13 protein-coding genes are annotated in these 13208 nt (G+C 60.3%); 10 read left to right on the top strand and 3 right to left on the bottom strand.

Annotation, left to right across the window (positions count from 1 at the left end):
- The first annotated feature begins 152 nt into the window (after positions 1-152).
- Entirely contained in the window at positions 153-1568 is a 1416-nt protein-coding gene (locus tag BLU67_RS08300; RefSeq protein ID WP_176780752.1) for a sugar transferase, read from the top strand.
- Here the strand turns inward: BLU67_RS08300 and BLU67_RS08295 are convergent.
- Positions 1524-2168: an arsenate reductase/protein-tyrosine-phosphatase family protein gene (locus BLU67_RS08295; protein ID WP_092564871.1), complete on the bottom strand. Its 645-nt coding sequence runs from the start codon at positions 2166-2168 to the stop codon at positions 1524-1526. The genes BLU67_RS08300 and BLU67_RS08295 overlap by 45 nt on opposite strands.
- Positions 2169-2356: 188 nt before the next feature.
- Between BLU67_RS08295 and BLU67_RS08290 the strand changes: the two genes are divergently transcribed.
- Complete coding sequence (locus tag BLU67_RS08290; protein WP_143027382.1) at positions 2357-2848, top strand: hypothetical protein; 492 nt, start codon at positions 2357-2359, stop codon at positions 2846-2848.
- Between the two features lie 220 nt (positions 2849-3068).
- Positions 3069-3608, top strand: coding sequence for a hypothetical protein (locus BLU67_RS08285; RefSeq protein ID WP_143027381.1), 540 nt, complete (start codon positions 3069-3071; stop codon positions 3606-3608).
- Positions 3609-3673: 65 nt separating this feature from the next.
- Here the strand turns inward: BLU67_RS08285 and BLU67_RS08280 are convergent, their stop codons facing one another.
- Together BLU67_RS08280 and BLU67_RS08275 are read right to left on the bottom strand one after the other, a co-directional pair.
- Positions 3674-5092: a tyrosine-protein kinase domain-containing protein gene (locus BLU67_RS08280; protein ID WP_092564865.1), complete on the bottom strand. Its 1419-nt coding sequence runs from the start codon at positions 5090-5092 to the stop codon at positions 3674-3676.
- Between the two features lie 141 nt (positions 5093-5233).
- A complete protein-coding gene (locus BLU67_RS08275; protein ID WP_143027380.1) occupies positions 5234-6217 on the bottom strand; it encodes a hypothetical protein in 984 nt (327 codons plus the stop codon).
- Between the two features lie 276 nt (positions 6218-6493).
- Here BLU67_RS08275 and BLU67_RS08270 point away from each other — a divergent pair, with 276 nt between their 5' ends.
- The 7 genes from BLU67_RS08270 (at position 6494) to BLU67_RS08240 (ending at position 13208) form a co-directional block, all read left to right on the top strand.
- Positions 6494-7708, top strand: coding sequence for a hypothetical protein (locus tag BLU67_RS08270; RefSeq protein WP_092564861.1), 1215 nt, complete (start codon positions 6494-6496; stop codon positions 7706-7708).
- Positions 7709-7738: 30 nt separating this feature from the next.
- On the top strand, positions 7739-8998 hold the full coding sequence (locus BLU67_RS12265; protein ID WP_176780751.1) for an O-antigen ligase family protein: 1260 nt from the start codon (positions 7739-7741) through the stop codon (positions 8996-8998).
- Entirely contained in the window at positions 8995-9453 is a 459-nt protein-coding gene (locus BLU67_RS08260; RefSeq protein ID WP_092564857.1) for a VanZ family protein, read from the top strand. Before BLU67_RS12265 ends, BLU67_RS08260 begins: the two co-directional genes overlap by 4 nt.
- 48 nt (positions 9454-9501) lie before the next feature.
- Positions 9502-10425 carry a glycosyltransferase family 2 protein gene (locus tag BLU67_RS08255; RefSeq protein ID WP_092564855.1) on the top strand — a complete coding sequence of 308 codons (924 nt, stop codon included), beginning with the start codon at positions 9502-9504 and terminating at the stop codon, positions 10423-10425.
- Between the two features lie 20 nt (positions 10426-10445).
- On the top strand, positions 10446-11438 hold the full coding sequence (locus BLU67_RS08250; protein ID WP_222842437.1) for a CgeB family protein: 993 nt from the start codon (positions 10446-10448) through the stop codon (positions 11436-11438).
- A gap of 85 nt (positions 11439-11523) precedes the next feature.
- Positions 11524-12495, top strand: coding sequence for a hypothetical protein (locus BLU67_RS08245; RefSeq protein ID WP_092564851.1), 972 nt, complete (start codon positions 11524-11526; stop codon positions 12493-12495).
- Positions 12492-13208, top strand: a complete 717-nt coding sequence (locus BLU67_RS08240; protein ID WP_092564849.1) for an acylneuraminate cytidylyltransferase family protein — start codon at positions 12492-12494, stop codon at positions 13206-13208. Before BLU67_RS08245 ends, BLU67_RS08240 begins: the two co-directional genes overlap by 4 nt.

Here is a 13208-nt window from a genome sequence, read left to right as displayed (position 1 = left end):
CTACGGAGTCAAATACTGGATAGTGGGCGCTTCACACCAGTCAAGTAACGAGCGCTCACCGAGTGAGTGGATGACGAGTTAGCTGTGGAACCAACCGAGCAACGGCCAGGGGATTGCCTGCGCCCCTATCTTCCCGTGACGCCGAGGTCAGCGTGAGAGTCGACAGCATTCGCTCCTACCGGATCGTTCTCCTTAGCGTCACGATCATTGACACGCTAGCTGTCATCTTTGCGGCCACCCTCGCCTGGAACCTGCCGGGCACCATTCCGTTCTTTCCTCCGGTGCCGTTCATCCCCTCCGCGGTGACGATTTTCGTCATCGCCGAATACATCGTCTTGCTGGCCGTGCTGAAATTCGTCGGGGGCTATGACCTCAGGGACATCGGAGCCGGCAGCGCGGAATACCGCGCGATCATTACCGCCCAGGCGCTGGCCTTCGGCGGCTGGGGCGTCATCGCCTACCTGTGGGACATCCCGCTCTCGCGAACCTACTTCCTCGTGCTCCTGGTCGTCCAGACGATCTTCTTGCTGCTCGGGCGCTTCATCTTTCGTCGCATCCTGCACCACTTCCGTGACGAGGGGCATTTCATGCGTCGCGCCCTCATCGCCGGCTCCCCGACGCGAACGAGGGCGATTGCAGAGGCGCTCGCGGGCCGCACCTGGCTCGGCCTGCTTCCCGTCGCATCCTTCCTATCCGCCGATCACCTGCCCACCACCGACAACGTCTCGAAGGATCCCGTCTTTCAAGACCTAGCGCGCGCGGTCAAGGAGTCTGACGTCGAGGTCCTCGTCATCGCGGACGGCTTCTTGAAAGACTCCGCCGAGTTTTCCTCCATCTCCTGGGCCCTGGAATCGCTGCACGTCTCGCTCATCGTGATGCCGGCACTCAGCAATATCGCGCAAGACCGAATCCACTCGCGCCCGGTCGCCGGACTGCCCTTCATGTGGGTGGAGCAACCTCGATCCGCCAAGGCCCTGTCGTGGGTTAAACGCCTCTTCGACCTCGTCGGCGCTGGACTCGGCACGCTGCTCATTTCGCCGTTCCTCTTGATTGTTGCCTTCCTCATCAAGGTCCACGACGGCGGGCCGGTGATCTTCTCCCAGACCCGCATTGGCGTCGACGGCGAGCCCTTCAAGCTGTTGAAATTCCGCTCGATGGTAGAAAACGCCGAGGAGCTTCGCGCCGAGCTCGTCGCAGAACATGCCGGCGAAGGCCTGTTCAAGATGGCGAAGGACCCCCGCGTCACGCCCATTGGGCGCTTCATCCGCCGCCACTCTATCGATGAGCTGCCGCAGCTCTTTAACGTCCTGCGAGGGGAGATGTCCTTGGTGGGGCCACGGCCGGCACTGCCGGAGGAAGTAGATACCTACTCCGAAAAGGCGTACCTGCGGCTACGTGTCCGGCCGGGCATGACCGGTCTTTGGCAGGTCTCGGGCCGCAGCGATTTGGACTGGGACGAAACCGTTCGCCTCGACCTGTACTACGTGGACAACTGGTCGATGCTCCGCGACATCATGATTTGCCTACGCACCATCGGGATCGTCGTCGGCGGACGGGGAGCCTACTAGGTCCGTCAGCTTTCCGACGAGCTCGTCGAGCAGTGGTGTGAGCTCATCGACCATCGCGCGGTAGGCGGGCATTCCTCGGCCGTAGGGGTCGGGGATATTGATCGCGCCGGCATCGTGCTGGCGGTGTCGTCTACGCCAGCGGTCAGCTTGGCGCGCCAGGTCTCGCACATTCTGCGCATCCTTGACGTGGCGGATGGAGGAAAGAAACTCGATCAGCGTAAAGGTCCGAGCGTGCACGGCCGGAACCTCAGTGACGATCTGATCGGCGTGACGGGTCGTTGCCGTCAAGACGACGTCCGAGGCGATGACCGCTGGTTCGTTCACGAGAGTGGGGCGGTGCTCTTTCAACGCGCCCTGGATGGGCCCCGGAGCCAGTTCGAGGATCTCCTCAGGCACCACTAGCTGCTGGTTCACTCCCATCCCGAGACTGGCGACCTCCAGATGGTGGAGCTGTCGATCAGCGAGCGCGCGGGCGACGTAGTGGTGTGCGAATGCGGAACGGCAGATATTGCCAGTGCACACGAACAGGATTCTTCCGCCCGAGGTCACTGCCGAGTTTTCGGCCGCGAAGCGTGCCGGCATTCGAAATCCTTTAGTCATGCTCGCCGCTCCTGCTCTCTCGAATCGACGTCTTGCCTGGCACGATCGAGTCTGCCAGACTCGCTCGATCAAAAGTGTGGGCTAAACATCATTTGTCTAAGTCAGAGCGCGTCTGTAGTCTTGACTCGGACTCGGTCCCCGCGGGCCGAGTCTGAAAATCCCCTCTGTTTCTCGCTTGAAGGACTGCCATGACTCAGCCGACTGCGTCTTCTGCTACGCCTACGCGCCGCCACGTTGTTAAAGGTGCGATGTGGGCCGTGCCCGCGATTGCCGTCGCTTCGCAGGTGCCCGCCTTCGCCGCCTCCCCCCTGATTCAGTTGACGCTCACCGCGAAGTGCCGCTACACCAGGAACAACTCGGGCAAGAAGGGCTCGGTCACGCTTTCTGCAACTTACGAGAATAAGACGAACCAGGAGATCACGGTAGCCCCCAAGGAGGGGACCCTCACTGCTGGCGGGACCACCAGGACAGGGGGCTTTACCTACGCGGGAAGCCCTGGCGGTGTCACGATTCCGGCCGGCGGGTCGACGACGATCGAGCTCATTTGGTCTGATCCCTTTAAGACAGACGTCCCGGTGGGTGATGCCACGATGTCCGTCCGCACGCAGGTGACCGGTGGGGGGCTGAATATCATCGATACGTCCAGCGTCGCGTTCAACGTACCCAATATTGAGTGCTAGGTCGCAATTTCTTCCTTCTTGCCTGACGGTTCGCGAAACAGATAATTATCTGTTCCTGTCAGTGAAACATGCTTGAGTGATGCGAAAGTGCGCGATACACTCAACTTGCCTTAGGGCATAGGTCCGCTCAATCTCGCCGAATCGGGAGTTCGGGTATGGGATGGGCGAAAAATTTTGTCGTCATCACCCCCCGTGATCGGACGTCACAGGAGGACTCAACATGTCAGTTCAGCGTTCTCAGGCCGGAGTGTCGCGCCGCACGGTGATCGCAGGTGCCGCGTGGGCCGTACCCGCAATTGCCGTCGTGTCCAATGCACCAGCGTTCGCCGCGTCGCCGATCGTAGAGCCCGAGCTTATTCCGGGGACCCTCTGCAAGTACCCGGGCGGTAGTGCTGGAAACGACCTCAAGCACGCCTACCGGTTCCGCGCGAACTTTACGAACAAGTCAACGCACACCGTCAACGTCGAGCCTCTTCCCGGCGCAAGTAGCATTACCTTTGACGGCGACGCGGGGCGGGTGGGGCGCCTCCGGTTCTTCGAGTCGGACCCGCTCACGGGTGGGGAACTCGGTTCCTTCACACTGGAAGGCGGCGAGACTAAGCCGTTCTACCTGGTGTTGGACAACTACGGCAATAGCCAGGATGCCAGCGGCACCATCACGATCGCCTTCAAGGTCACTGATAACGTCACCGGTGAGTCGATGACTCAGGTCTTCACGGTTCGGTTCCCCAAGGGCATCATCGGCTGCGACAAGCTCTAGCCACATACTTTTTTGGGGGCGATGCGCCAGTTGGCACATCGCCCCCAAAAGCGTGCTTTCATTCGCTAGTTGCGGTGGCGTACCGTCTTGCGTGCGCGTCGGCCGCTGCGCTTGTTGCTGCCGCGAGACCCGCGCGGCGCGGACTGGTAGGGAGCATAAGACTGGTCCGAAGCGCCATAACCGCCCCCGTAGTAGCTGCTTCCAACTCCCTTGGCGGGAACGCGGTTCAGCACGACACCGAGAACAGTGGCGTTGACGTTTGCCAGCATGTCCCGTGCGACCTCGACGTGATCCCGGCGAGTCTTGCCATGGCGAACGACGAGCACCGTCCCATCGACCGAAGTCGACAGCAACGTCGAGTCCGTCACGGGCAACACCGGGGGAGCGTCAATGAGGACGGTGCAGTGGCGTGACAGTTCCTCAAGCAGCAGCCTCATACGTTCGGAACCCAGCAGCTCCGATGGGTTAGGAGGCGTGCGGCCCGCGGGAAGGATGAGCAGGCCATAGGGCCCTACTTCCTGGATCGCGTCATCAAGTTCGACCTGACCGGCCAGGACCTCCGAGAGGCCAACCCGCCCTTCAATATTGAACAGTGAGGCCTGGCGAGGGCGGCGAAGATCCGCGTCAACGAGAATCACGCGGTCGCCCGAGGCAGCCAGGGCCGTGGCAAGCGCTGAAATGACCGTGGACTTTCCTTCGCCCGGATCGGCGCTCGTGATGGAAATAGTCTTCGGCGGGTTGTCGACACTCACGAACTTCAAGTTCGTGCGCAGCTGGCGAACGGCCTCCGATGCGCGCGGCGCAAGATGATCGACACCCTCGCCCGTCAGAGAGAACGTCTCATCGCTGGGTAGCGCACCCAGGATCCCGGCTCCGGCAGCGACACGGGCGTCGGTTGTGGTGCGGATGTTGACGTCGAACAAGCGACGCAAGAAGGCCACGGCAAGAGCGAGCGCCAATCCAATCGCGGCGCCGTAGGCAACGTTGAGTGGAATGTTCGGGCTCGATGGGGCAGTGGGAACAACGGCGTCCTCTAGAGCCTCGACACGAACCGCCGACTGGCTGCCTTCAATGCGGTTAGCGACCTCCGCGGTGGCCAGCAGCGCCGTGTTGGCAAGCTTTGCCGCAGCTTCTGGGTCACTGGAGCTCGCCGAAACCACGATGAGGTTGGACCCGGTGGCAACCTCCGCCGAGAGGCTGCCTGCGGGGGCATTGCCATCGTTCATCTGCGAGATCTGCTCTTGGACCGCGCGGCTGTTAATCAGTGGCAGGTAGGCGTTGGCGCGCTCTTGCGCGAGACTGCTGCCTGAGAGCACTGATCCGCCGGCCGAGTCGTTGACGACGACAAACCCCGTCGACTTCGAGGTATAGACCTTGGGCTGGAGCATGGAGTACCCGTACCCGGCGGCAGCGCCGAGGAGAACGCCCAGCAGCAAAATCACAATGTTTGCTTTGAGCATGCGGAAGAAGTCAACGACGGTCATGCCTTGTCCAACTTTCGGTGTGCTGCCGTGAGGCTGCCTAACAATAAATTCATGGGTGTTGCTACTGAGTAACTCTAGTTTGTTCTCGTGCCGTTTCGGATCCAGATGCCAAGGTGAGACCAACCTCTACTTTCCGCAACATTAGGGCACGTTGGCAAGAATTCCTTGGTGTACAAAATTCTGTAATACGGACGAGACAATTGCGGCCGCATCATCGTGTGCTCCATGTTCAGCCACGACGCGCGCCAGAACATCGTCAACAGTTGCGGGCTCAGCCGTAGCGTTCCAGATTGTTGTTCCGATTCCGGCCAAGACGAAGAACTCGCTGTGAATGAGGATCGCGAGAGCATCATCGAGCTGCACAGCGTCCAACGGGGCGCGGCGTTGAAACCTCGAACCTGATGGGGCGTCTAGGGGTGCCCCAGAGGTATCGGAGGGGGACCAAGTGAACGCCGGGGCGCGATCCGGCCTCTCCTCCTCGAGCCAATCGGCCAACAGTGCGGGAAGGGTGTCAGCTTCGGCGTACCGAATAACCAAGGGGCCGGCAGAATCGGCAAGATAGCGGCAAAGCAGCTGCAATGGTGTCGGCAGGAGATAGAGCGAAGAGATCTGCGAGATGAGGAGTTCCAGCGCCAGCGGCACATCGATGGGTTCGATGGTTGGCGCGAATGACTCGGCGGGATCGCGTTCGCGGTCCAAAATGAAAAGCTGGCGAAGACGCAGAGTTTGTGGGGGGTGAAGCAGCTTCAGATCGTCGGGACCGACGAGGTCCTTGCGACTGCCAGAGCCTGGCACGATGACCTGCAACGGCTTCGGGTAGGGCGATACCTCTCCCGACTCGGGATCAACGGCGATCATCTCGTCGCTGACGTAACCAAAGTGCTTCGCCAGCACCGCTGAGGCGGTGGTTTTGCCCGTACCCGGACCGGCACACAAGACTAGGACGTCGCCGTCCTTGGTGGCGACGCCGGCGGCGTGGAAGAGCAAGTACTCACCGACACCAACGCGCAGCACTTCGGTTGTGATGGCGGTAGCTACTCGGTCGCCCAAATTCTGCCAAGCGGATTCAGGAGAATCCGATGAAAAGCCGCGCGAGCAGTCGATTGCAATGGCGTCACGATCCACTGATTCGGTTGGAACACAGCGCTGCCAGGCCGAGTGGAGGTGGGCGCGGCGTGCGTCGTCAGAATCGTGAGGCAAGGCTACGGAAAAATCTCGACCGATGACTCGAACATTGAGCTGGTTATGCGTGGAGGTCGAGTGAGCCAATGGAACGCCTAAGGTGGTACTGGCCAAGTGGAATGGGCGCGTGCTGAGCTACGATCAGTATAGCCGAACCGCTTGTGATTCCGGCGGGAGGAGGTGTGAGCGGTCACCATGATAACTGGATCCGATACAGCCATGTCGCGCACGGTCAACGCCGAGGTTGTCGACCACGACAATCCGCTCATGCGGGGTAACCCGACGCTCCTGTTGCAAGCCGTGTTGGGATTCATCCTCGTGATGCAGGGAGTCATTGCTAAGGTCGGCGGACAGATCTTTCCGCTATCTGAGGCAGCCGCCGTCGCACTGTGTATTCTTGCGATCACCCAACGCCCGCAGCGCCAGCTTTCGCGATTTGGTGTCTTGGGGATCCTTGCTGTAGCGCTCATTGCCTTCCTCATTGGCGTCAGCCTCATCAACGACGTGGATTGGATGCGACGCGCTGGCAGGATCGCGATCCTCATGACCCTTGTTGGGTCCTTTGGCAGCGGTCGATTGCAGCTCAAAGCCGTACTGCAGGGAGTGACCGTAGCGCTCGGGTTGAATATTGCGTTGTTCTACCTCGGATTGCTGCCGGACACCTACGGTGGTGTGCTCACGGGCTTTCTCGGGGATAAGAACGTCGCCGGACTCTACTACGCCGTCGTGCCGCTGTTGCTGAGTGCCACCATCAAACGCCGGGACATCAAGACGCTTCTGATCGCCTTCGCTCTGCTTGGCACAGTCCTCACGGGATCTCGCGCCACTATGGCGGCGCTCGGTTGCGCCATCATTTGGTTGCTTATCACCAGTAAGCGTGGGATCGCCTTTCGAGTCGCGCTGCTCGGGGCCATGATCTATGGCGTTCACTATCTGGAAACAAACTTTCCGCGCGCTATCTTCTTTGAAGATCGGCTCGGATCGGACCATTTGCGGAGCCAGATTGACGTCGCTTCTTGGGTCAAGGTGACGCAGACTCCCTGGTACGGCAAGGGTCTGAACGAGGCTTACGTGTTCGTGGATACGAACCGGTGGTGGTACCACAATTCCTACTTTGCGGCGTGGACCGAAGGTGGCTGGATCTTCGCGGGAGTCGTCGTCGCGGCGGTCGTGCTGTTGGGATTGAGGCCATTCAGTAATTTGGAGCGGACCCCGTCGCGTATTGCTGTGGAGGCGAGCACTATCGTCTTGCTGGTTTGCGCCTCGAAACTCGGCGAGGTTTTCATCTCCATCCCATCGATGCTGTTGCTGTCTGCGGGATTCATACTCACGGCAGAGGAGTTAGAGCGGCATCGGCAACTGAAATACGAAGCGCGCGTCGCTCGGTTGGAAGAGCTGAGTGGCCGCCGTCCACGCTCAGAGATCAGTCTCTGAGGCCGCACGCATGCACTATCCTCATGACGAATGAGCAGACACGACGAACGTAGCGAGAGGGGGACGCTTATGGACAGCCAAGGCAAAGGCCGTTTCCGCGCTGCGCTACCGCCCACAGACGAGCGAGAGAACCCGCTCCTATCAAATCGATCACCCTCACTGCTTCAGGTCTGCTTGGGCTTCCTGCTTGTCATGCAAGGAGTGCCGATCCCGGCGGGCGGCGGAAGTGTCCCGCTGTCTGAACTGGCGGCACTCGCATTCCTCACCCTTGCATTGTTCCGGCGCCCCGAACGTCAGCTCTCGAGATTCGGCGTTGTAGGCGTACTCGCGGTGGCACTCATCCTCTACCTCATCGGCGTAACGATCATCAATGACGGTGATTGGCTACGGCGGGCTTTCCGCATCGCCATGCTCATGGGACTCATTGGGGTGTTCGCTAGTGGGCGCGTCGATATGAGGGCAGCACTGCGAGGGGCCGTCACTGCGCTCGCGATCAATATCCCGCTGTTCTATCTGGGGCTGGTGCCGGACACCTATGGTGGCGTCTTAACCGGGTTTATCGGTGACAAGAATGTTGCCGGGTTGTACTACGCCGTTGTGCCGTTGTTACTCGCGGCGACGAGCTCGAACAACAGGTATAAGGTAGCCCTCCTGATCTTCGGTGCCACGGGAACGGTCCTGACTGATTCCCGCACGAGCATGGCAGCCCTCGCGTGCGCGATTATCTGGGTCGTGGCCTCGCCGAAACTAGGCATGTTCTTTCGAATGGTTCTTTTCGGCGGCTTCGTCGTCGCTATCCAGTACATCGAAGAGAACTTCGCCCGCGCCTTGGTGTACGCCGAGCGCGTTGGATCGGACCGGCTCCGTGCACAGATCGATCGGCAATCATGGGAAAAGGTCGGCGATACCCCGTGGTACGGCAGTGGACTCAATCAGGCCTTTGTCATCATTGAGGACCGCCAGTGGTGGTTCCATAACTCCTATTGGGGGTTATGGGTTGAAGGTGGCGCAATTTTCTGTGTGGTTGTCGTCCTGGCATACATCATCTTGGGATTGCGGCCGTTTAGCGCGGTTTTTCGGTCACGTTCTCGCATTGCAGTCGAAGGCGCTGCAATTGTCTTGCTGGTGTGTGCTTCCCGCTTGGGAGAGACCTTCATTACCGTGCCAGGAGCGCTTCTCTTGGCCTGCGGGCTGATGCTCACCGCAGAAGAAATGAGGCTCCGAGACCAACGTGCCTACCAACTCAAAGTCGAACGAGTACAAGAGCTCAACCCGGGAATGCGGTTGTGACTGGCACCCAGCGTCGTCGATTGGGTCGCGGACTGCTTGCCGCATACCTCGCTTGTGCAACTTTCATCTTCTTCTGGCCCTACGGCAGCGTCATCCACCGCCTCAACCTCGATCTATGGCTGGCACTAAGAAAGGTAGGGCTGCCCCGCTGTATCACACCTGACCACACCGAGCAGATCTTCAACTTCCTCGCCTTCGCGATTCCAGTGGTCATCGCGCTCGTGGTGTTCCCCCAACTTCGTGCCTGGCACGTTGTGGTGGCAGGAGTCGGTACCAGCATGACCATTGAACTCGTCCAGGGTTATCTGCTCGATGCGAGAAACATGGACCGGCTAGATTTCGCCGCGAACTCGCTCGGAGTGGTGGCGGGGGCTGCAGCCGCGGTTTTCCTGCGGCGAGCGGAGGCGAGCCAACGAGTGCCGAAAGGTGAGCACGATCAAGACGAGTTAGTATAGTCGCTAGACTTTGCATGTATCACTTATCGGCCGAGATGTGGGAAGTTTATGAGCGAGCATCGCGCTGTTAGCGTTGTGATCCCGCACTATGGAGATCCAAGCGATACCCTCTCCCTCGTTGGGCAGTTGATTACGCAGGAGTCGTCCACGATCGCGCGGATCATCGTCGCCGATGACCACTCGCCGATCCCGTTCCCGGCAGACGAATTCACAGATCCTCGCCTCGTAGTTTCACGCAAGGCACACAATGGCGGGTTTGGCTCCGCCGTCAATCACGGACTGTCATTCGTAAAGACACCGTGGGCGCTGATCCTGAATTCCGACGCGCAGATGTCATCAAACCAAATCGAGGCCCTCGTGGATTCGGCGAACTCCTGGGCCCCCGCGGTGGTGTCACCTAAGGTCGTGGGATTCGATGGCGAACCTCAATGGACAGCGCGGTTGTTTCCGACCGTCTTTCACCAGGTCGTCGAGTGGCTGACGCCGCTCGCTCGTTTCCGCCATAAGCCGCGGCTTCACCGGTGGGTAGGGCACGACACGGATGCCGAGAGTGCGAGTGTCGCGACGCCCACGGAGTGGGTTTTCGGCGCTGTCATGCTTCTGCCCGTGGAAGCCGTCCGACGTGCCGGGGGCTTCGACGAGAGCTACTTCATGAACGCAGAAGAAGTCGACCTCCAGCGACGCCTGCGCGAGTCGTCAATCCCGTCCCTCATGATCCCGACCGTCGAAGTCTTGCACGAAGGAGGAGGCTCCTCGGACTCCCAGCTTCGGCGAACCTGGCTGGTCCAAGCACGCAATCATTACGCGAAAAAGTGGGGGCATCCGCGCCGTCTTCGCGCAGGGCTTTACCTCGCGTCTGCGGTGAATTTCGGTGTGAATGCAGTTCGAGAAGCCTTCGGACGAGATGTATCAGCGACCACAGTGTTCAACTATGAGCGTCGGCTAGTTCGAAACAGCGGGGTGAAATCGTGACGGCGGAACACATTCTCCTGGTGACCCCAGCATTCCACGGCTATTACCGGTCGATTGCGGATGGATTTAGACAGCTCGATTACACCGTCACGTCCTACTGCTACGACCTGTACTCCTCTGCCACGAGCAAGCTGCGAAACAAGATCATGCTCGAGCTTCCGCAGCGCGTTGGCATCTCCACCCACGATGCTCGAAGTAGGTGGGACACGCAGCGCGCGGTCGATGCCCTACGGTCAGTGCGTCCCGGCCGGGTTCTGGTGATCAAGGGCGACTCATTGGGGGAGGAGTTCTGGTCCGAGCTAGATTCTATGGGTGTACCGGTGACCCTCTGGTTGTACGACGACCTCGAACGTCATCGGTACTCCTTCGATTCCTTGTCACGCCTGCAGCCCGTCCTCACATACGCGCGCAGTGAGGCGGAACGCCTGAAGGAAGTCGGCATCGATGCTCGCTACGTCCCCAATGCGTTCGACCCGTCGCTAGCGCAGCTGCCAACCAGCTGGCGTAATGAACTCGTCTTTGTCGGGGCTAAGTACCCGAATCGGACCGAGATCTTGGAACGGCTCGTCAGGGACGGGTTCCCGGTGAGGGCCTACGGCCGGCAATGGAGTCGTCACCCCTATGACCGGCTGCGAACCTGGGAGCTCCGGCGGCCTAGTATCCCTGGGGAGCGAGACATTCCACTCGCCGAGGCATATCGGATCCAGGGTGAAGGTGCTGGTGCGATCAATATTCATGGGCTGCAGGCGGGACTTTCGATGCGGACATTCGAGATCCCCGGAATGGGAGGCGTCCAATTCATTGACCGCCCAGACGTTGCAGAGTTCTACGACCCAGGTACCGAGGTCCTCTTCTACGACAGCTACGACGAGCTCCGGGAACTGGCGCAGCGAGCGCTTACCGACGTCGACTGGACGCGCTCTATTAGACAACGTGCGCGAGAGCGGTCGTTAGCTCACCACACCTTCCGGCATCGCGCTGAACTCGTCGCAGGTATGTGGCGCCATGGATGACCAATTGTGGTTTGCTCGGGATCTCGAGCAGTGGCAGCGATGGCAGAAGCGACAAGGGCCCGCTCTGCGACGTGTTGTCCGGTGGGTGAAGGATCGACGCGGACGTGACCGATCGCCCGAGCAGTTCGAACTGATCGGAGATCCCGAGCGGGCCGCGGTCCTCGTTGCTATTGATTCGTTGGGCCCGACTCAAACTGCGGCGCTGCTTGCGCCCGCGAAACTCCTCTACGATGAGCTCCCCATCGCTATCATCGGTCCCGCCGGAACAGCTCGCTCCTTCGGATCCGATTCGCGAAGGAGGATCACCGCCGAGGACCTGCGGGCCGCGTCCTGGGCGTCGCTGCGTCACGTGCTGGGCGTCGGCCATTATCTGCCCCTGGGCGCCCTGGGCTATGAGATATCTCGGCGACACGGCATCACCTTCGTCGTCGTCCAGCACGGTCTCCTGGCACCCCAAGTTCCGCCGCTACCCGCCGACGCAACCCTACTTGCCTTCTCTGCAGTAGATGGTGATTACTGGAAGTCCGGGCGTGACGATATTGCTGTGCGAACCGTGGGTTCGCAGCTGCTTTGGGAAGCATCGAAGCAGCGCGCGGCACCACTCGACGGACCCGGAATATTCCTCGGTCAGCTGCATGGAGCGGAGCTCCCGCGCGCAGACTTCGCGGAAGCTGCCACGATGTACTGCCATTCAACGGGAGCCCACTATCGACCCCACCCATCAGAAATGGATCTGCTGTCCCGCCGGACGCACGCACGCTGGCGTCGTAACGGGATCGAGTTCGATCTTGAACGGCGACCCCTTGCGCAGGCTCGCGGTCCCATCGCATCCGTGTTTTCCACGGGCGTGTTGGAAGCCGCAGCGAGCGGGAAACCGAGTTGGGTGGTGCATCCTGACCCGCCGCGGTGGCTACGCTCGATGTGGGAGCGCTACGGCATGGCTCCCTGGCAGCCGCATGGTGATCGAGAGCCCACCCCATCGTTTCCGTTGCCATCCCAAGAACCAGCAGCGGCGATAGCCTCACTTATTACAAAGGGAGATCTCTCAGCGACATGAACGTGTTGTGTGTCATCCCGGTCCGAAGCGGATCCAAGGGCGTGCCAGGAAAGAACATCAAGGACCTCGGCGGCCGCCCCCTCGTGGAATGGACCATCAGCCAAGCGTTGGCGGCGAAGGCCAATATCGACGTCGTTGTTTCGACGGATTCACCAGAAACAGCCGAGATCGCGGAGCGGGCGGGCGCCAATGTACCCTTCCTACGGCCGCTCGAACTCGCCCAAGATACGACCCCCACCGAACCGGTCGTAGAACATGCGCTGAACTTCCGTCGCGCCGAAGGACGGACGTACGACGCCGTGATGCTCCTGCAAGCAACGAGTCCGCTGCGGCAACCCGACACGATCGATCGTGCAATCGAGCAGTTCGAAACCACGGGCGTCGATTCGCTCGTGGGGGTCGTTCCGATCGCCCCGTTCATCTGGCGGTTTGGCCCCGATGAAGGCGCACCCCCGGCGGCTGACTACGATGTCGAGCACCGCAAACGGCGCCAAGATATGACGTTAACTGACCTGCGATTTCGGGAAAACGGCTCGCTGTACGTTACGCGGCCGGAGATCTACGATCGGTTCCACAATCGTATAGGTGGCACGATCGGGCTGTTCGTCTTGAGCGAGCTGGAGGGCGTCGATATTGATACCGATATCGACTTCCGGTTGGCCGAACTGCAAATGGATGACTATTCACAATCGATCGGTGGATGGGGAGCATAG

This window comes from Bowdeniella nasicola, assembly GCF_900107735.1.
Taxonomy (GTDB): domain Bacteria; phylum Actinomycetota; class Actinomycetes; order Actinomycetales; family Actinomycetaceae; genus Bowdeniella; species Bowdeniella massiliensis.
The sequence above is the reverse complement of the archived record's forward strand: the minus strand, read 5'-3'. Positions and strand labels throughout refer to the sequence as shown.

Bases quoted from the DNA above. Each gene is read 5' to 3' on its own strand.
- BLU67_RS08280 (WP_092564865.1), bottom strand. From the start codon at position 5,092: ATGACCGTCGTTGACTTCTTCCGCATGCTCAAAGCAAACATTGTGATT.
- BLU67_RS08285 (WP_143027381.1), top strand. From the start codon at position 3,069: ATGTCAGTTCAGCGTTCTCAGGCCGGAGTGTCGCGCCGCACGGTGATC.
- BLU67_RS08255 (WP_092564855.1), top strand. From the start codon at position 9,502: ATGAGCGAGCATCGCGCTGTTAGCGTTGTGATCCCGCACTATGGAGAT.
- BLU67_RS12265 (WP_176780751.1), top strand. From the start codon at position 7,739: ATGAGCAGACACGACGAACGTAGCGAGAGGGGGACGCTTATGGACAGC.
- BLU67_RS08295 (WP_092564871.1), bottom strand. From the start codon at position 2,168: ATGACTAAAGGATTTCGAATGCCGGCACGCTTCGCGGCCGAAAACTCG.
- BLU67_RS08270 (WP_092564861.1), top strand. From the start codon at position 6,494: ATGTCGCGCACGGTCAACGCCGAGGTTGTCGACCACGACAATCCGCTC.
- BLU67_RS08240 (WP_092564849.1), top strand. From the start codon at position 12,492: ATGAACGTGTTGTGTGTCATCCCGGTCCGAAGCGGATCCAAGGGCGTG.
- BLU67_RS08290 (WP_143027382.1), top strand. From the start codon at position 2,357: ATGACTCAGCCGACTGCGTCTTCTGCTACGCCTACGCGCCGCCACGTT.